This is a genomic window from Corynebacterium mycetoides, assembly GCF_900103625.1.
Classification (GTDB): Bacteria; Actinomycetota; Actinomycetes; order Mycobacteriales; family Mycobacteriaceae; genus Corynebacterium; species Corynebacterium mycetoides.
Genome location: NZ_LT629700.1, coordinates 1,783,602 through 1,801,789 on the forward strand (window position 1 = coordinate 1,783,602; position 18,188 = coordinate 1,801,789).

Annotated in this window: 15 protein-coding genes and 2 pseudogenes; 11 read left to right on the forward strand and 6 right to left on the reverse strand. The window is 64.0% G+C overall.

Features of this window, described 5'->3' with window-relative positions; translation table 11 throughout:
* Positions 1–4: 4 nt before the first annotated feature.
* The 3 genes from BLS40_RS08555 to BLS40_RS08565 all read right to left on the reverse strand — a co-directional run bounded on the left by BLS40_RS08555 (position 5) and on the right by BLS40_RS08565 (position 3,861).
* Positions 5–988 (reverse strand): DNA polymerase III subunit epsilon, encoded by a 984-nt coding sequence (locus BLS40_RS08555; protein ID WP_092151283.1) that lies wholly within the window; start codon positions 986–988, stop codon positions 5–7.
* Between the two features lie 4 nt (positions 989–992).
* Positions 993–2,831 carry a 2-isopropylmalate synthase gene (gene leuA / locus BLS40_RS08560; protein ID WP_092152243.1) on the reverse strand — a complete coding sequence of 613 codons (1,839 nt, stop codon included), beginning with the start codon at positions 2,829–2,831 and terminating at the stop codon, positions 993–995.
* Between the two features lie 172 nt (positions 2,832–3,003).
* Complete coding sequence (locus BLS40_RS08565) at positions 3,004–3,861, reverse strand: DMT family transporter (protein WP_092151285.1); 858 nt, start codon at positions 3,859–3,861, stop codon at positions 3,004–3,006.
* Between the two features lie 81 nt (positions 3,862–3,942).
* Between BLS40_RS08565 and BLS40_RS08570 the strand changes: the two genes are divergently transcribed.
* The 3 genes from BLS40_RS08570 (at position 3,943) to BLS40_RS08580 (ending at position 6,836) form a co-directional block, all read left to right on the forward strand.
* Positions 3,943–5,208, forward strand: a complete 1,266-nt coding sequence (locus tag BLS40_RS08570) for an aspartate kinase (RefSeq protein ID WP_092151287.1) — start codon at positions 3,943–3,945, stop codon at positions 5,206–5,208.
* Positions 5,209–5,244: 36 nt separating this feature from the next.
* On the forward strand, positions 5,245–6,288 hold the full coding sequence (locus BLS40_RS08575; protein WP_092151289.1) for an aspartate-semialdehyde dehydrogenase: 1,044 nt from the start codon (positions 5,245–5,247) through the stop codon (positions 6,286–6,288).
* 65 nt (positions 6,289–6,353) lie between these two features.
* Positions 6,354–6,836, forward strand: coding sequence for a hypothetical protein (locus tag BLS40_RS08580; protein ID WP_157672468.1), 483 nt, complete (start codon positions 6,354–6,356; stop codon positions 6,834–6,836).
* Here the strand turns inward: BLS40_RS08580 and BLS40_RS08585 are convergent.
* A complete protein-coding gene (locus BLS40_RS08585) occupies positions 6,833–7,366 on the reverse strand; it encodes an RNA polymerase sigma factor (RefSeq protein WP_092151293.1) in 534 nt (177 codons plus the stop codon). The genes BLS40_RS08580 and BLS40_RS08585 overlap by 4 nt on opposite strands.
* 188 nt (positions 7,367–7,554) lie before the next feature.
* On the opposite strand from BLS40_RS08585, the gene BLS40_RS08590 reads away from it, so the two are divergent.
* Positions 7,555–9,150 carry a catalase gene (locus BLS40_RS08590; RefSeq protein WP_092151295.1) on the forward strand — a complete coding sequence of 532 codons (1,596 nt, stop codon included), beginning with the start codon at positions 7,555–7,557 and terminating at the stop codon, positions 9,148–9,150.
* A gap of 68 nt (positions 9,151–9,218) precedes the next feature.
* Here the strand turns inward: BLS40_RS08590 and BLS40_RS08595 are convergent.
* A pseudogene (locus BLS40_RS08595) lies at positions 9,219–10,242 on the reverse strand (IS3 family transposase); the annotation flags it as partial.
* A 59-nt stretch (positions 10,243–10,301) separates the two neighbouring features.
* Between BLS40_RS08595 and BLS40_RS08600 the strand changes: the two are divergent.
* Complete coding sequence (locus tag BLS40_RS08600) at positions 10,302–11,645, forward strand: IS256 family transposase (protein ID WP_092150768.1); 1,344 nt, start codon at positions 10,302–10,304, stop codon at positions 11,643–11,645.
* Positions 11,646–11,674: 29 nt separating this feature from the next.
* Here BLS40_RS08600 and BLS40_RS11390 read toward each other — a convergent pair.
* Positions 11,675–12,007, reverse strand: a pseudogene (locus tag BLS40_RS11390) (helix-turn-helix domain-containing protein); the annotation flags it as partial.
* A 338-nt stretch (positions 12,008–12,345) separates the two neighbouring features.
* Here BLS40_RS11390 and BLS40_RS08610 point away from each other — a divergent pair.
* From BLS40_RS08610 to BLS40_RS08635, 6 genes are read left to right on the forward strand one after another with little or no spacing between them, the layout of a single operon-like run.
* Positions 12,346–15,210 (forward strand): DUF4040 family protein, encoded by a 2,865-nt coding sequence (locus tag BLS40_RS08610; protein ID WP_092151297.1) that lies wholly within the window; start codon positions 12,346–12,348, stop codon positions 15,208–15,210.
* Complete coding sequence (locus BLS40_RS08615) at positions 15,207–15,629, forward strand: sodium:proton antiporter (protein WP_092151299.1); 423 nt, start codon at positions 15,207–15,209, stop codon at positions 15,627–15,629. The genes BLS40_RS08610 and BLS40_RS08615 overlap by 4 nt, the downstream gene beginning before the upstream one ends.
* Positions 15,626–17,137 (forward strand): monovalent cation/H+ antiporter subunit D family protein, encoded by a 1,512-nt coding sequence (locus BLS40_RS08620; RefSeq protein ID WP_092151301.1) that lies wholly within the window; start codon positions 15,626–15,628, stop codon positions 17,135–17,137. Before BLS40_RS08615 ends, BLS40_RS08620 begins: the two co-directional genes overlap by 4 nt.
* Positions 17,134–17,514 carry a Na+/H+ antiporter subunit E gene (locus BLS40_RS08625; RefSeq protein WP_092151303.1) on the forward strand — a complete coding sequence of 127 codons (381 nt, stop codon included), beginning with the start codon at positions 17,134–17,136 and terminating at the stop codon, positions 17,512–17,514. Before BLS40_RS08620 ends, BLS40_RS08625 begins: the two co-directional genes overlap by 4 nt.
* Positions 17,511–17,768: a monovalent cation/H+ antiporter complex subunit F gene (locus BLS40_RS08630; protein ID WP_092151305.1), complete on the forward strand. Its 258-nt coding sequence runs from the start codon at positions 17,511–17,513 to the stop codon at positions 17,766–17,768. Before BLS40_RS08625 ends, BLS40_RS08630 begins: the two co-directional genes overlap by 4 nt.
* Positions 17,768–18,148, forward strand: coding sequence for a cation:proton antiporter (locus BLS40_RS08635; RefSeq protein ID WP_092151307.1), 381 nt, complete (start codon positions 17,768–17,770; stop codon positions 18,146–18,148). The genes BLS40_RS08630 and BLS40_RS08635 overlap by 1 nt, the downstream gene beginning before the upstream one ends.
* Positions 18,149–18,188: the final 40 nt, after the last annotated feature.

Genomic DNA, 18,188 nt, shown 5'->3' on the forward strand with positions numbered 1-18,188 from the left:
CCCTCTAACCACGTCGTGCCACGGCGGTTTCAAACTCCTCGGCGGACAGCACGGGGATGCCCTTGCGCGCGGCGTGCATGGCCTTGCCGCGCAGCTCCACGCCGCGGGCGGGGGCGTCGGAGACCACCAGCGACGTCTGGCGCGTGAGCTTCTCCGCGTAATTGAGCCCGTGCTCCACCGCGGCGGCGATGATCGCGTCGGGGTCGGCGGCGATGTCGTCGGTGACCACGATCTCCATCCCGTCGCGCAGGCCGGTCTCCGCTGAATACACGCCGGGGTTGTCCACGTCCAAGGTGTCGTTCTCCGCGTCGACGCGCACGACGGAGCGCTGCAGCCCGAAGCGGTCCGGGGCCAGGTCCTCCGGCGCCGCGGCAGCTAACTCACCCCCGCGCAGGGCGAAGAACAGGTCCTTGACCAGCATCGTCTGCTCCCGGGACGTGTCCTCCTCGGCGCGCTGGGCGCGCTCCACGCTCGCGGTGGGGTCGGGTGCGTCGAGGCCGAGCAGCCGCGCCACCGCGCCCGGGCGGGTATCCAGCGGGATAACCCCCTGCAGCCGCGCGCTGGCGAGCGTGTCCACGATCAGCTCCGGGCGCGGGACGTGCCCCACGCGCTGGCGCCTGCGCCCGTTGCGCTTCGCCCGGGAGCGGTTCGCGCGCGCCGCCGCGTTCATCGCCCGCCGGGCCTCCGAGACGATGAATCCCCACGTCACGGGGGCGTCGTGAAGCACGAGCGTGCGCTTGTCGACGATGCGGTCCAGCGTCTTGAGGTGCCGCGCGAAACGCGGGGCCTGCGCGAAATCCCCCGGCGCGAGGCCGTGGTTGTGGCACGGGCCGGCGTCCGCCCCGGTGCTGAACACGGAGTGGAACTCCTCGCCGATTGCGCCGGTGTCGTCGAACGTGACCGCGTCGAGTGTGACCATCCGGCCCGTTGACGGGTGGATCCCCGTGGCCTGGATGCTCACCGCAACAAACGGGTACTGCTCCTCCACAGGCTTAGACCCCGCCCATCTTCGCGCTGGTCAGGCCCCGGTTCACGCAGGACACGATCGCCTTGAGCGAGGCGCGGGTGGTCGAGCCCGCAATCCCCACGCCCCAGGCGGTCGCACCGTTGACGTCGGCCTGGATGTAGCAGGCCGCGTCGGCGTCATCACCCGCGGTACGCGAGCGCTGGGTGTAGTCCTGCACCTCGAAGTCGATGCCGAGCGTCTCCAGTGCCTGCGCGAACGCGGCGACGGGGCCGTTGCCAGAACCTGTGAGCACACGGGTGGCGCCGTCGTAGACCACCTCGGCGGTGACGGAGGAGTCCTCGTCCTCGTTGACCGCGCCCGTGACGTTGTAGCTGACCAGCTCGAGCGGGGAATCCAGGTCGAGGTAGGTCGCCGCGAAGATGTCCCACATGTTCTTGGAGTTGACCTCGCCGCCCTCGGTGTCCGTGATGTTCTGCACGATGGCGGAGAACTCCGGCTGCATGGCCTTGGGCATGTTGATGCCGTGGTCCGTCTTCATGATGTAGGCCACCCCGCCCTTGCCGGACTGCGAGTTCACGCGGATCACGGCCTCGTAGGTGCGGCCGACATCCTTCGGGTCGATGGGCAGGTAGGGAACCTCCCACACCGTGTCGCGCAGCTCCTCCCAGCTGACGTCGGTGGACGACGCGCCGGGGCGGACCTTCTGCGCGAGCGCGTCGAGGCCCTTGTTCACGGCATCCTGGTGGGAGCCGGAGAACGCGGTGAAGACCAGGTCACCGCCGTAGGGGTGGCGCTCCGGCACGCGCAGCTGGTTGCAGTACTCAACGACCTCCCGGATGCGGGTGATGTCGGAGAAGTCGATCTGCGGGTCCACGCCCTGCGTGAGCATGTTCAGCCCGAGCGTGACCAGGTCCACGTTGCCGGTGCGCTCGCCGTTGCCGAACAGGCAGCCCTCAATGCGGTCCGCGCCGGCGAGGTAGCCCAGCTCGGCCGCGGCCACGCCCTCGCCGCGGTCGTTGTGGGGGTGCAGGGACAAGATGATGCTGTCGCGCTTGGCAAAGTTGCGGTGCATCCACTCAATCGAGTCGGCGTAGACGTTCGGGGTGATCATCTCCACCGTCGACGGCAGGTTGATGATCATCGGGTTGTCCGGGGTCGCCTCCATGATGTCGACCACCGCGTCGCACACCTCCAGGGCGAAGTCGAGCTCGGTGCCGGTGTAGGACTCCGGCGAGTACTCCCAGCGCCAGTGGGTGCCCGGGTAGTCGGCGGCGATGGACTTGATTAGCTCGGCGGCGTCGGTGGCGAGCTTCTTGATCGCGGGGCGGTCCTTGCGGAAGACCACCTCGCGCTGCAGCTTGGAGGTGGAGTTGTAGAAGTGGACGACGACGTTCTTCGCTCCGTCGCAGGCCTCGAACGTGCGGCGGATCAGGTGCTCCCGGGCCTGGACGAGGACCTGGATGGTCACGTCGTCGGGGATCATGTCGTTTTCGATGATCTCGCGCACGAAGTCGAAGTCCGTCTGCGACGCGGACGGGAAGCCAACCTCGATCTCCTTGTAGCCCATCTGCACGAGCAGGTTGAACATGCGGCGCTTGCGCTCCGGGCTCATCGGGTCAATGAGCGCCTGGTTGCCGTCGCGCAGGTCCACGGCGCACCACTGCGGGGCGGCGGTGATCTTCTTGTCGGGCCACGTGCGGTCGGGCAGGACGATGTCCTCGACCTCATCGGCGAAGGGCAGGTAGCGCGATACCGGCATGTGGGAGCCGCGCTGCTTGTTCCAGGCGGGCTGGCCCTCGTTGCGGGGGCCGGAAGGGGTGCGAATCTCGTTCGGGGCGGAAAATTCAGGGTGCAGGGGGCTCATGGCGCTTTCGTCATCCTCGTATTCGGTGTGGGTTCGTTCCACGGCCGGCAACGACAATCTCCGCGGCGGGGTGCCGGCCGTGCTAGTTCGTGGTGGCCTGAGTCCCGCCGCGGCGTAGAAGCAGAAGAGCCTTCGCCGATGACATGCACCACAGCATACACCCGCGCCCTGATCACGTCACCGGTTTGCGGGCCAACATGGCCGTGGCAACGAGCATGCAGCTTATCGACGCCACCATGACGGCCCACCCGAACACACTGGCCACCTGCATTTTCTCGCCCAGGATGGACCACCCGAGGTAGAAGGCGACGAGGGGCTCCGCAATCTTCATTGCGGGCAGCGACCGTGAGAGCACCCCCGCCCCGAACGCGTACTGCTGCACGGCCGTCCCCACCAGGGATGTGGCCACCATCGCCCAGAACTGCCACGTGCCAATCATCGCGGCCACGCCGCCGGAGGCGAACGCGTCGACGGCCACCTTGGAAAACACCGCGAGGTAGCCGAACACCACGCCGCAGACGACGCCGTAGAGCAGGGCTTGGGTGGCGGGCGAGCGCGTGGAGGCGTAGGCGAAGGTGCCGGCGCATGCGAGCAGCCCCACCGCGGTGACGGCCGCCCATTCCCAGGCGGGCGCGCCGTGCTGCCCGGGCAGGGGGCGGCCGAGGACGACCACGACGCCCACGCTGATGGTGAGCACCAGCGCCCACAGGGCCTCGTCCGCGTCCATCACGCGGCGCTCGACCCGCGCCGCGAGCACCAGGGTGAACATCAGCGAGAGCACCAGGATCGGCTGGACCACCAGCAGGGAGCCGAAGGCGAGCGCGAGCGCCTGCAGGCCGTAGGCCACGAACGCCAGCGCGATGGACATCCACCACTGCGGCCGCCTCAGTGAGGCGAGGGGAAAGCGGTTCGCCTCCGCGTGTCCCAGCCCCGCGCGCAGGATGTGGTGGCGCCAGACGGTGCCTACCGCAATCGTCACCGCAGACAGCAGCGCGAAGGTGACGGCGAGGGCATTGTTGTGCACGGCCATCCACAGTAGAGGGCCAACCCGGCGACAGGTAATATTGGGACGCGCATTCCAAAAACTGCGACCGGAAGGTGACTCACAGGCATGGCTCTGATCGTCCAGAAGTACGGGGGGTCCTCCCTCGAGAGTGCCGAGCGCATCCGCGCCGTCGCCGAGCGCATCGTGGCCACCCGCAGGGCAGGGAACGATGTCGTCGTCGTGTGCTCCGCCATGGGTGATACCACCGACGAGTTGCTCGACCTGGCCGCCCAGGTCAACCCCACCCCGCCCCTGCGCGAGATGGACATGCTGCTCACGGCTGGGGAGCGCATCTCCAACTCCCTGGTGGCCATGGCCGTTGCCGCCCACGGGGAGGACGTGCAGTCCTTCACAGGTTCCCAAGCCGGGGTGATCACCACGGAGCGCCACGGAAACGCCCGCATCGTCGAGGTCACCCCCGGCCGCGTCCAGGACGCCGTGGAGCAGGGAAAGATTGCCATCGTCGCCGGGTTCCAGGGGGTCAACCGCGACACCCGCGACATCACCACGCTGGGCCGCGGCGGCTCCGACACCACGGCGGTGGCGCTGGCGGCGGCCATGGGAGCCGACGAGTGCGAGATTTACTCCGACGTGGACGGCGTCTACACCGCTGACCCGCGCATCGTGCCGGACGCGCGCAAGCTGGACCAGCTCTGCTTCGAGGAGATGCTGGAACTGGCGGCGAGCGGCTCGAAGATTCTCGTGCTGCGCAGCGTCGAATATGCCCGCGCGTTCAACGTGCCCCTGCGGGTACGCTCGTCATACAGCAACGACACCGGCACCCTGGTCGCCGGAGCATTGGAGGATATCCCCGTGGAAGAAGCAGTCCTGTCCGGCGTGGCCACCGACGACTCGGAGGCCAAGATCACCATCCTCGGCATCCCCGACAACCCGGGTGAGGCGGCCAAGGTGTTCCGCGCGTTGGCGGACGCCGAAATCAACATCGACATGGTGCTGCAAAACATCTCCTCGGCCGAGGACAACAAGACCGACATCACCTTCACCCTCCCGGTCGCCGACGGCGTCCGGGGTGTGGAGCTGCTGAGCGCGCTGAAGGACGCCGAGGGCTGGGACGATCTGGCCTACAACGACAGCATCGGCAAGGTCTCGCTCGTCGGCGCCGGCATGAAATCGCACCCGGGTGTCACCGCCGACTTCACCGAGGCGCTGCGCGACGCGGGCATCAACATCGAAATGATCACCACCTCCGAAATCCGCATCACGGCCGTGGTGCGCCAGGGCGACCTCGCCGAGGCCGCGCGCGCCATCCACTCGAAGTTCGACCTCGGTGGCGAGGAGCCCGCCGTGGTCTACGCGGGCACGGGGCGCTAACCAGCAGCTAACGACACGTAGGAAAGGGCACCACCCATGACCACCATTGCCGTAGTAGGCGCGACCGGCCAAGTCGGCCGCGTCATGCGCGAGATCCTCGTCGACCGCGAATTCCCCGCAGACAAGGTGCGCTTTTTCGCCTCCCCCCGCTCGGCGGGCACCACTCTGGAGTTTCGTGGCCAGGACATCGAGGTCGAGGATCTGACCCAGATCACGCCCGAGTCCGTCGCGGACGTGGACATCGCGCTGTTTTCCGCGGGCGGCTCCACCTCCAAGCAGTGGGCACCCGTGTTCGCGCAGGCGGGCGCGACCGTGGTGGACAACTCCTCGGCGTGGCGCAACGACGACGAGGTCCCGCTCATCGTCTCCGAGGTCAACCCCCACGCCGCCGGCGAGGTGACCAAGGGGATCATCGCCAACCCGAACTGCACGACCATGGCTGCCATGCCGGTGGCCAAGGCGTTGCACGATGCCGCGGGGCTTACAACCCTGCGCGTCGCCTCGTACCAGGCCGTGTCCGGTTCCGGCGTCGCGGGTGTGGACACGCTCGCGCGGCAGGTGGCGGAAATCGGCGAGCGCGCGCCCGCGCTCACCCGCGACGGTTCGCTGCTTGAACCCGCCGACCTCGGCCCCTACGTGGAGCCGATCGCGTACAACGTTGTGCCCCTGGCCGGCAACCTTGTCGGCGACGGCACGGAGGAGACCGACGAGGAGCAGAAGCTGCGCAACGAGTCGCGCAAGATTCTCGGCATCCCCGATCTCAAGGTCTCCGGCACCTGCGTGCGTGTGCCCGTGTTCACCGGGCACACCATGGTGGTCCACGCCGAATTCGCCAATCCGATCACCCCCGAGGAGGCCCGCGCGGTGCTGGCCGAGGCGCCGGGCGTCAAGCTTGTCGACGTCCCCACGCCCCTCAAGGCCGCCGGCATCGACGAGTCTTTGGTCGGACGCATCCGCCAGGACCAGGCCGTCGACGGCAACCGCGGGCTCACGTTCGTGGTGGCCGGGGACAACCTCCGCAAGGGCGCGGCACTGAACACGATCCAGATCGCGGAGCTCATCGCTACGGCCACAAATTAGTTTCAGTCTGGTAAAGAAGCGCCGAATGACTTGCGTTAGACGTTGATACGACGACAATTGACCCAATGATGTTCTCTCTCCGCCAACGCATGTGCGCCACAGCGCTCGCCGCCGCGGTGGCGCTGTCCGCCCATGGAGTGGCGGGCGCTGCCCCCGCGGGCTCTCCCGCGCCCGCGGTCGGCGGTGTCACGGCGGGATCGGACGATGACATCCGCATCGAGCCCGGCCAGTCCTTGGCGCTCGAGTCCGGTCAGCCCGCGGGCGTGACGTACCAGATCGAAGAGGGGCCAGAGTCCACGCTGCCCGCGGGGTGGAGCGTGCTCACCAGCCCCACGGGGTTGCGCATCACGGCCTCCGCCACCGCCGCCGACGGGGAGTTCGCCACCGTGAAGGCCACCGGCCCGGAGGGCGATGCGCACACGCTGCGGGTCGTCGTCGCCGGCGCGGCCGATACCGCCGCGCCCACCCCAACGGGCCACAGAAATTCGAGCTCGTCGAGCTGGGTCAGCGAGCTCGTGGGCAAGCTCGCCCTATTCTTCGCGTCCTAAGAGCCTTCGATGAGGTCCCGGCGGGCCCGCGCCACGCGGGAGCGGATGGTGCCCACCCGAACGCCGGAGATCCTCGCGGCCTCCTCGTAGGTGTAGCCGAGGACCTGCGTGAGCACGAGGGCTTCGCGCCGCTCGGCCGGGAGGGCGTCGAGAAGCGTGCGCGCGTCGATCACCTCCGACCAGGTGTTGGGGTTGTCGGGGCTGGGGGAGCCGGCCGCGACGTCGTCGTACTCCGCGGCGGACTTGCGGGGACGGGCCATGTCGTGGCGCACGGAGTCAATCCACACCCGCCGCGCCAGTGTGAGCAGCCACGTGCGTGCCGACGACCGCCCGGCGAAACGCGGCAGCGACCCGAGGACGCGGAGGTACGTCTCCTGCGTCAGGTCGTCGGCGTACTCTCGGCCCGCCAAGTGGGCGAGGAACCGCCACACGTCATCCTGGGTGTGTTCGATGAATTCCGTCAGCGCGCCCCGATCGCCCCGGCCCGCACGGAGGGCCAGCTGGGTGACGTAGTCGTCGCTGCTGCTCACAGGTGGAAACCCTACCAGCGGGCCAATTACCGGGAAATTACGTCCGGACAGTATCGCAACTACCCCAGAACACCCCCCAGCCCCCGAAATCCGTTGCCGACCGCGGGGCCGCCACGTACTATGAACAGTGGATATCAAATGTCCGCCATTTATAGCTTTACCGAATGAAGCCGAGGAGGCCTACTACCATGGCAGACCAGTCGAAGGCAGAGGACATCGTCGCACGCGGCGAACGTCCCGCTGGCAAAGGCACGACCACCCGCCCGAGCGGCCAGCCGGTCGCATCGGAGAACATCTCCATCACCGCCGGCCCGCAGGGCCCGAATGTCCTCAACGACATTCACCTGATTGAGAAGCTCGCCCACTTCAACCGCGAGAACGTTCCGGAGCGCATCCCGCACGCCAAGGGTCACGGCGCCTTCGGCGAGCTGCACGTCACCGAGGATGTGTCCCAGTACACCAAGGCCAAGCTCTTCCAGCCGGGCACCGTCACCCCGATGGCGATCCGTTTCTCCACCGTCGCTGGCGAGGCCGGCTCCCCCGACACGTGGCGCGACGTGCACGGCTTCGCGCTGCGCTTCTACACCGAGGACGGCAACTACGACATCGTGGGCAACAACACCCCGACGTTCTTCCTCCGCGACGGCATGAAGTTCGCCGACTTCATCCACTCCCAGAAGCGCCAGCCCCACACCGGCCTGCGCGACGACGAGATGCAGTGGGATTTCTGGTCCCGCACCCCGGAGTCCGCTCACCAGGTGACCTACCTGATGGGGGACCGCGGCACCCCGAAGACCTCCCGCCACCAGGACGGCTTCGGCTCCCACACCTTCCAGTGGGTCAACGAAGAGGGCAAGGCCGTGTGGATCAAGTACCACTTCAAGACCCGCCAGGGCTGGGAGACCTTCACCGACGAGGAGGCCACGGAGATGGCCGGCAAGAACGCCGACCACCACCGCCAGGACCTGTTCGACGCCATCGAGCGCGGCGACTACCCGATCTGGGATGTCAAGGTGCAGATCATGCCGTTCGAGGACGCGGAGAACTACCGCTTCAACCCGTTCGACCTCACCAAGACCTGGTCCCAGAAGGACTACCCGCTCGTCGACGTGGGCTACTTCGTGCTCAACCGCAACCCGAAGAACTTCCACGCACAGATCGAGCAGATCGCCCTCGACCCGGGCAACCTCGTCCCGGGCATCGGCCTGTCCCCGGACCGCATGCTGCAGGCCCGTGTCTGGGCGTACGCGGACCAGCACCGCTACCGCATCGGGCCGAACTACAAGGACCTGCCGGTCAACCGCCCGGTCAACGAGGTCAACTCCTACCAGGAGCGCGGCCCGATGGCGTACTTCTTCAACAACGAGGGTGAGCACAACTACACCCCGAACAACACGGAGAAGGGCGCAGGCTACCTGGACAACAACGAGGACTCCTCCTCGAACCACACCACCTACGGCCAGGCCAGCGACCTCTACGTCAACCCGGACCCGCACGGCACCGACCTGACCCGCGCAGCGTACGTCAAGCACGCTGAGGACGACGACTTCGGTCAGGCGCGCACCCTCTACACCGAGGTGTTCGACGACGCTCAGCGTGAGCGCTTCGTGCACAACGTCTCCAACAAGATGCTCCCGATCAAGAACAAGGACATTGAGGAGCGCACCTTCGCCTACTGGGGCAACGTGGACGCCGACCTGGAGCAGAAGCTCCGCGCCGAGGTTGCGCGTAAGCGCCAGGAGGCAGGCTACGACCACAAGGAAGATCAGTCTTCCGTGTTCTAAGACGCTCTAGCTAAAAACCCGCCCCCGTCCGCACTGAACTGGCCCCCGAAAGTTGGACTGGTTTAATTCTAGGCGGTTAGGGCTTCAAGGGTCTGATTTCGATATTGCATCGGGGTCAGGCCCTTGAGTCGTTGTTGGATGCGTTCGGTGTTGTACCACTGGATGTACTCGTCGATCGCCTGGTTGAAATCTGCGACGGTGTCGAAGACTTCTCCGTGGTACATCTCGGTTTTCAAGTGCCCGAAGAAGTTCTCCATGACCGCGTTGTCGTAGCAGTTGCCTTTATGTGACATTGACTGAACACCACCGTTGTCATGAATCAGGTTGCGCCAGGATGAATGCTGGTACTGGAAACCTTGATCGGTGTGCATCATCCAGCCCGGTTCAGGTGCACACGTTTCGATCGCCTGCGCCAACGAAACCGAGGTCAACGCTGTCGACGGCGATGTAGCCACGGTGTGGGCGACGATTGAACGGTCGAACAGGTCCATCACCGGGGACAGGTAGACCTTGCGGCCTGCGACCCTGAACTCGGTGACGTCGCTGACAAAGACGGCATTTGGCTTATCTGGGGTGAAGTTGCGATCAAGTGTGTTGTCGGCGATGTGGCTGATCGTCCCGCTGTAGGAAACATAGGGCCTGCGCTGGCGTACCTTGGCTCGAAGCCCCATCTCGCACATGAGTTTGTAGACGAGCTTGTGGTTGACCACCCACCCCTGGTTGCGCAGGTCAAGGAGCACTCGTCGGTAGCCGTAGCGATGCTTGTTGCGCTCGAAACTTTCCCGGATCGGTCTTTGAGCGCAGCGTGCTTATCTGGCTCGCTGAGTCGTTTTTGGTGGTAGAAGAATGTCGACCGTGCCATGCCGGCCGCATCCAGGAGGTACTCCAAGCGGTGGTGTGACTTGAGGATGACGATCGCCTGGGCTTTTAGGCGTGTCCCTGGTTCCTCAAGTCCCGCAATTTTTTTAAGTAGGCGTTTTCTGCTTCCAGTCGCGCAACCTGGCGGCGCAGCCGCTCCTCTTCCGTGAGACGTGTCGGTGCAGCCGAGCCTTTGGGCCTGCCTTTCGGCTTCGGTTTTAGTGCCTCATCGCCGAGGGTGTCAGATGGTTTGTGTGTGAGGGATTCCCCTCATACCAAGGAGATGAACCAGAATGACTACCGTGGCACGACGAAACCCAGAGGACTCCGCAAAGATCAAAGCGATCGAGGAAAAGCTCCTCGCCAATCCTGAGATGGCGAAGCTGATCGACGAGCTCGGCACCTCCACCACGGATGCCAACGATCTCGTCCGGGGCCTGCTCCAGGCCTCGATCAACCGGGGCCTCAACGCCGAGATGGATGCCCACCTCGGCTACCAGCACGGCGACCGGAACAGCAAGGAAGCCGCTGGTCAGAACAATTCCCGTAACGGTTCCTACCCCAAGCGGGTCGATTCGAACTACGGACCGGTCGATGTCGCTGTTCCCCGGGACCGTGACGGATCCTTCCTGCCGACAATGGTGCCCAAAGGATCCCGCCGGCTGACCGACGTCGACGACATGATCATCAGTCTCTATGCCGGTGGCATGACCGTCCGAGACATCCAGCACCACATGGCCACCGCCATGGGCGTGGACATCTCCCATGAAACAATCTCCGCGATCACCGATGCGGTCCTCGAGGAGGTCATGATCTGGCAGAACCGCCAACTTGATGAGTTCTACCCCGTGGTCTTCCTCGATGCGTTACGGATCAAAGTCCGTGACGGGGGCCGGGTGGTCAACAAATCCGCGTACCTGGCTATCGGGGTGGACATGGAGGGGATCAAACACATCCTGGGTATCTGGCTGGCTAAAGAGGAAGGAGCCTCGTTCTGGGCGCAGGTGTGTGCCAACCTCGCTACCCGCGGAGTGCACGATGTGTTCATCGTGTGCTGTGACGGGCTCAAGGGTCTGCCGGAGGCTGTGGAAGCCACCTGGCCGGATTCGATGGTCCAGACCTGTGTCGTCCACCTGATCAGGGCAGCAAACCGGTGGGTGGCCTATGGAGATCGTAAGGCGGTGTCCGCCGAGTTGAAGAAGATCTACACCGCCCCCACCGAGCAAACCGCTCTGGCGGCGTTGACGGAGTTCGAGGCCTCCGAGCTGGGGGAAAAGTATCCGCAGTCAGTCAAGGTGTGGCGCGATGCGTGGGACCGGTTCATCCCGTTCCTGGAGTTCCCACCGATGGCTAGGAAGGTGATCTACACCACGAACTCGATTGAGTCGATGAACAACGAGCTGCGTAAAGCCACCCGGAATCGGGTGCAGTTCACCAACGATGAGTCTGCGATCAAAACCTTGTGGTTGATGATCTGCAACATTGAGGACAAACGGGCCGCCAAGCGTGCTAAGCAGGGCAAACGGGTCGCGGCGACCAGCGGCCGGCTGATCGAGGGCAGGCGGGTGACGAACTGGAAGCAGGCCATCAACCAGATGTCTGTGGCTTACCCTGACCGCTTCGAGCCCTACCTCTAATAATCACGCCCCACACACAAACAACTTGACACGCTCTCATCGCCACCTTTACGCCATTTCCACGACCACCCTTTAACTAGCTGGTCTGATGACAGGCCAAATTCGCGCGCAAGATCCATCGCTGTCTCACCAGCAAGGTGGCGTTGGACAACTTCCTTCTTGAAGTCGAACGAATACTGCTGCTCAGTCGGTTTCTCCACAAGACATAGCCTGCCATGCAGCGTGAACCGACGATAGAGCATACGGGCGCCGTCTTTGGAGACACCAAGAGCATTGGCAGCGGCTTTATAACCCATGCCTTGCTCAAATAGTTCAACTAACCGCTCGCGCTGATGCTCACTCAGCGAACTTCGTGATCTCAATGAAAACTGCTCCCCACTAGTCGGTAACTGATTTCTCAGTCCAACTAATGGGGAGCAGTTCACACGGACAGGCATGCGGGTTTTTGCTTTTGCGTCCTGCTACGATGGTTGCGTGATTTCTCCCACACGCCAGAGCAATGCCACCTCCGGGTGGCTGGCTGCGCCTGGGACGAACGGGTACACCACGTCGTGGGGTCCGCATCTTTCCGGACCCGGCCACGGCAAGAGTAGTGTTTAGTGTGTCTATTCCTATCCAACTACCGATAGGCGCGGTGGTGTAGACGTGGCCTACCCGTAAGCTGCGGCTGCTCTCAACCTCGGCGTCAAACGAGGGACCTATGTTACTTCTTCTCCTCGCAGTACTCGGCGCAACCGTCGTCCTCGCGCCCTTTGTGGGGCGCCTCCTTGGACGGGACGCAGGTTGGCTGCTGGCTTTGCCCCTCATCGGAGCGGCCGTTCTGGGAGCCTCTGCCTACGTCTCACCGAGCACAGGCGACGTACATACAGAGCAAATTCCATGGATCCCGTCCCTGGGCGTGGATTTCGCACTGCGCATCGACGGACTCTCGATAGTCTTTCTCATGCTGGTGCTGCTTATCGGCGCAGGCGTGCTCGCCTACTCAACCCGGTACCTGCATCAAAGCAAGCCATCTTTCTACCTTCTCATGTGCGGCTTCGCCGCGGCGATGAGTACACTCGTTATCACCGACAACCTCGTTGTGTTCTACATCGCGTGGGAGATGACCACGCTCTGTTCCTTCTTCCTCATCGCAAACGGGGGAGAAAAGGGCTACGCGCCCGCGATCCGCACGCTGCTGGTCACAGTAGGAGGCGGGCTTTTACTGCTCACCGCCACGGTGATCATGTGCGTCACCACTGGAAGCACTCAGCTTTCCGTCGTGCTCGCCCATGAGACGTGGGCCCAGCGGCCCGGGTTGACCACACTCGTGGCGCTCTTGGTAGCCGGTGCGGCGTTTACCAAATCAGCGCAATTTCCCTTCCAGGCCTGGCTGCCCGACTCCATGGTCGCTATCGCCCCAGTCTCCGCGTACCTCCACGCTGCGGCGATGGTCAAAGCCGGAATCTACTTGATCCTGCGCTACTCACCCATGTTCGCGGGCGTGGATGCATGGCACATCGCGCTGGTCACGGCGGGCCTCATTACGTCGTTGTTCGGCGCGGTCACGGCCGTGAAACAAACAGACCTCAAAGCGCTTCTGGCGTACTCAACCATGTCGCAGCTCGGCCTCCTTGTCACGGTCGTCGGCATTGGCACGCAGCAAGCACTCACCGCGGCCATCGTTCACACCATCGCCCACGCCGTGTTCAAGGCAGCGCTGTTTATGTCGATCGGCATCGTTGAGCACGAAACGGGAACGCGCAACTTCCACGAGCTGCGCAACATTCGCGTGCGCATGCCCGTCACCCAGGCAATCGTGGTCATCTCCGCCGCCTCAATGGCGGGCATCCCCCCGCTGGCAGGCTTCGTATCCAAAGAAATGCTTCTTACCGCGGGGCTCTCCGTTCCGCACGAGGAGGCTCTGGTGACGCTGATTACAGGTGGGATCGTGGTCACCTCGATTTTCACCTTCGCTTACTCTTACCGCTACGTGCTCGGGGTGCTGGGCGATCGCCGGAAGAAGCTGTCGGGCACGACCACAACGGTGAGGGAGGCGTCGCCAAGCTACATTGCGGTGCCCGCGATCCTGGCGACCGCGACGGTCGCGATTGGCCTCTACCCGCAGATGCTCAATGACGCGGTTGCCGGCGCTGGGCTCGCAACCACCGGCGACTACGAAGACCCGCACCTTGCGCTGTGGCACGGCTTCAACCTGCCCCTCGCGCTCTCGGCGCTGGTCATCGCGTGCGGGGCGGTGCTTGCGTGGCGACGTAGGGCCGTCAGCGCTTTCCTCGACGACTTCCGCGCGCCGATCACCGGAGTCGAAGTAGTCGAATCCTTCCGTACTGGCACAATCGCGCTCGGCGAGCGTTTCACCGCGGCCACCGGAACCACATCCCAGCGTCGCCACCTCGCGGCCCCACTGTTGGGACTCGTCGTCATTGGTGTCGTGGGACTGTTTACGCTCGGCGGCGTCCCGGAGGTGGTCGGCGACCGCTACGACCCGGTGGATTGGATGTTGTTGTTCCTTGTCACCATCGGCACCGCCTCGGCGATGAAGGCACGTTCGCGCGTCACCGTGGCAATCGTCGTGGGCACTGTCGGTTTCGGCGTGACGCTGTGGTTTTACCAACTCGGTGCCGCCGATGTCGCAACGACGCAGCTCATGGTCGAAATCCTCACCGCCGTGGTCATCGTGATGATCCTGAACCGGTTGCCCGACCGTTTCCCCCGCGAGAAGCGCTCCAACATCCTGTCCTCTGGTGTGCTCGCCATCGCTGTAGGAGTCTTCTCCACCCTCGGTGTTCTGGCGCTGACAGGGCGGCGCGAAAAATCGGAGGCAGCGGAATGGTTTCTGCGCGAAGGGCCAATCGCCACCGGTGGCGACAACATCGTCAATGTCATCCTGGTGGAGTTCCGTGCCTTCGACACCCTCGGTGAGCTCACCGTGCTCGGCGTCGCCGGCATCACCGTGGCGGTCATGTTGCGCTCCCGCCCGCTTCAGCCGCGGGGCAACGCACGGCTGAACAAGCTATCGCCAGTTTCGGACCCGGAGAACAACGTGGTCTTCCTGCGCGCGGCAGCGCGTGTGATCCTGCCGCTTATCGCGATCATCTCTGTGGTGCTGTTCTTCCGCGGTCACAACTCATCGGGTGGTGGATTCGTTGCCGCACTCGTCGGGGCAGGCGGGTTCGCGCTGCTCTACCTCATGGCGCCCACTGACCAGGCCGCCAAAGTGCGGTGGCCGTACATGACCCTCATCGGCGCTGGCATTACCATCGGCGCCGCCACCGGTCTGCTCGGCTACTTCGAGGGGTCCTACCTGACCCCGCTACACGCCTACGTCTTCGGCATCCACCTGACCACCGCGCTCATCTTCGATCTCGGTGTCTACCTCGCCGTCCTCGGTGTCATCCTTGCAGCGATCAATCTCGCTGGCATTCCCGCAGATGACCCAGGGGAACCAGATGACGGGGTTCCCGAGGCCGGCCAGGGTGACGTCGGGCTCATCGTCGATGGAGAACAACTGCCGATACCCGCCGGCGCTCACCCCGCCGCAGAGGACGAAAGGACAAACGCATGATCCTCGCACTATCAGTGGGCATACTCATGGCGGGTGCCGTGTACCTCATGATGCGGCCCGACATGTTCCGCATCACCATCGGTTTCGTCATGCTCAGCCACGCCGCCAACCTGGTGATCATGTCGGCGGGAGGTGTGTCGTGGCGGGGCGAGCCTTTCGGCGCACACGACGACACAACCGGTGCTGCCGACCCGCTGCCCCAGGCCTTTGTGCTCACCGCGATCGTCATTTCCTTTTCCATCACCATCGTCATGCTCGTGTCATCCGTGATCGGCAAACCGGGTGACGCCACCCGAGCGGACGACGACGTCTCCCGCGAATCGCCCCGGCGCCCAGATGCGGACGATGTCGATGAGCTTTACCACGAGCTCGCGCCCGACGCCCGTGCGACACCCGAGGTAGGGGACAAGACGCGATGATGTTTACCTACGACTTCGTGAGTACTTACCTGGCTCTCTTCGTCGCCATTCCCCTCATCTGTGCCGGAGTGCTGGTTATCGCTGCACGAGTGCAGTGGCTGCAGTACGTCGTCATGTTTGCCACGCTGGCGCTGAGCCTACTGGCCTCGGGTGGGTTAATCGCCGGCACCGCAGACGGCACCACGTATGCCAAGGGCACGGGAAGCTGGCCGTTCGGTATCGCGATCCCGTTCGCTGCCGACATGTTTTCCGCGCTCATGCTGACGACAACGGGCATCCTGGCGATCGTGTGCGCCTGGTTCGCGGTCGCGAGCGGGTACGCCCGAGAGCGCTACTTCGCCCCGCTTGTGCTGGTGCTCATGACGGGTGTCAACGGCGCGATCCTGACCGCGGATATCTTCAACTTCTTCGTTTTCCTCGAAGTGATGCTCTTGCCTTCCTACGGGTTGTACGTCTACACAATTCACCGCCGTGGCGGCAACATCATGGTTGGTGGAGTGCGGCTGTTCATTACCGCCAACCTGTTGGCATCAACCATGTTCCTCACCGGCGTGGCGCTGATCTACGGAACGGCCGGGTCCGTCAACCTCGCGCAGTTGCAGGGCGCCGCGGCGCAAGACCCCGCGGTGGCGATTGCGACCAGCGTGGTCATGCTCTCCATGTTGACCAAAGCGTCGGTTGTCCCGGTTCACTCCTGGCTCGCACGCTCCTACCCGTACACGTCGCCGGCGGTGACAGCGCTGTTCTCCGGCTTGCACACTAAGGTTGCCGTGTACATTCTGTACCGCATCTACGCCGTGCTTTTCGACGGCGATGAACGCTTCCTCTGGATCCTCGTCGCACTCTTCTCCCTGACGATGCTGATCGGCGTGCTCGGCGCAGTGGGGGAGAAAGACGCCCGCTCCATTTTGACCTTCCACATGGTGTCCCAGCTCGGCTACATTCTGCTGGGGCTGGCGATATTTACCGAGCTCGGACTCGTCGCAGGCATCTTCTACCTGGTGCACCACATGCTTGTGAAGGCCTCTCTGTTCATGTCTACCGGCGCCATTGAGGTGACGTACGGGACCGGCAAGATCGGAGCCCTGGCGGGGATGGCTCGGCGCGAGCCGTGGATGGGCGTTGCGTTTTTCGCGGCCGCGTTGTCCCTTGCGGGCATCCCGCCGTTCTCCGGTTTCGTGGCGAAGTTCTCGCTCATGCTCGCGGCGTACGAAAAGGGCGAGTTCTACGCCCTGGTAGTCATGGTTGTGGTGTCGTTGATCACGCTGCTGTCAATGCTCAAAATCTGGGACGGCATGTTCTGGGGGAGGGCAGAAAAGGCTGAGGTCGCGTCAGCTGACGACGGCCGAGCTCGTATCGGATTCTGGATGGGTGCCCCGGCCGTTATTCTCGCGGCGCTGACGCTGGCGATCGGACTGGGTGCGCAAGTCCTCATGGGATGGTCTGAAGTAGCGGCGCAGAATCTGTTGGACACTTCCGGTTACGTGAATGCGGTGATGAACGGATGAAAGATTTTCTAACGTGGCCGTTTAGGATCCTCGGGTTCTGGGCCTGGTACGCAAAAGAGTTCGCAGTGGCGAATGTTGCGGTGATTAAGGACGTGGTCACCGTAGGCAACGACGCGACGCCCTCCATCGTGAGGCTTGAGTGCTTAAGCTTCACGGAAGGGTTCTACACCCTGCTGGCGTCGCTGATCACGATCACACCCGGCACGCTCGTAGTGGGCGCCGGCGACACAACAAGCAAGGGGGTGCGCGTGATGTATGTTCATGCGTTGTACTACACCGACATGGATGAACTGCGCGCGGACCTTCGCGAAATGGAGGAGCGCATGCTCAAGGGCCTGATGCTTCGCCCCAAGCTGAACAAGGAGGCCACGTTGTGATAGCGGTTGAAATTGCGATCGTGATTTTCGGGTTGTGCGCCATGCCAGCCGGCTACAGGATGCTCGTCGGCCCGTCACGGGCGGATCGGGCGACGGCAGCGGACTTAATGGTGTTCTTGCTCATCGGCATGGTTGCCTTGATTGGTTTCCGCAACAGCTCCGGCTACACCCTCGACATTGTCCTGGTTGCGGCGCTCGTGGCATTTTTGTCTACGGTGTCGTACGCTCGCGTGCTGCTGCGGGGTGATCGCTGATGGACATCATGGACGTCATTGGTGATGTGTTGGTCATCTTCGGGGCACTCAACTTCGCGATTTGCGCCATGGGTTTGATCACTTTCTATGATTTCTATGCGCGCGTCTCGGCTGTGGGCACCGCGGCCGGGTTCGGAATTTCCTTCGTCGTTCTCGGTGTGTGGTTCAAGGATCCTTCGCTGGCGGGCTTTTTCGTCGCGCTCGTTGCGATTCTGTTGCTGCTGGGAACGTCCGCGCTGGGGTCGATGTTTATCGCGAGGTCCGCGGCGTTGCGGGGAACGCAGATGACCCGACCTGTGGCCGATGAACTGGGCGTTCTTACCCCGGAGCAGTTTGAAGCGCGCATGAGCGGGCGCGATGCGCCGGTGGAGGAGCGCTAGCTGTACCCAACGGTGCGCCTCCTCCGTTCTCGCTGTACGC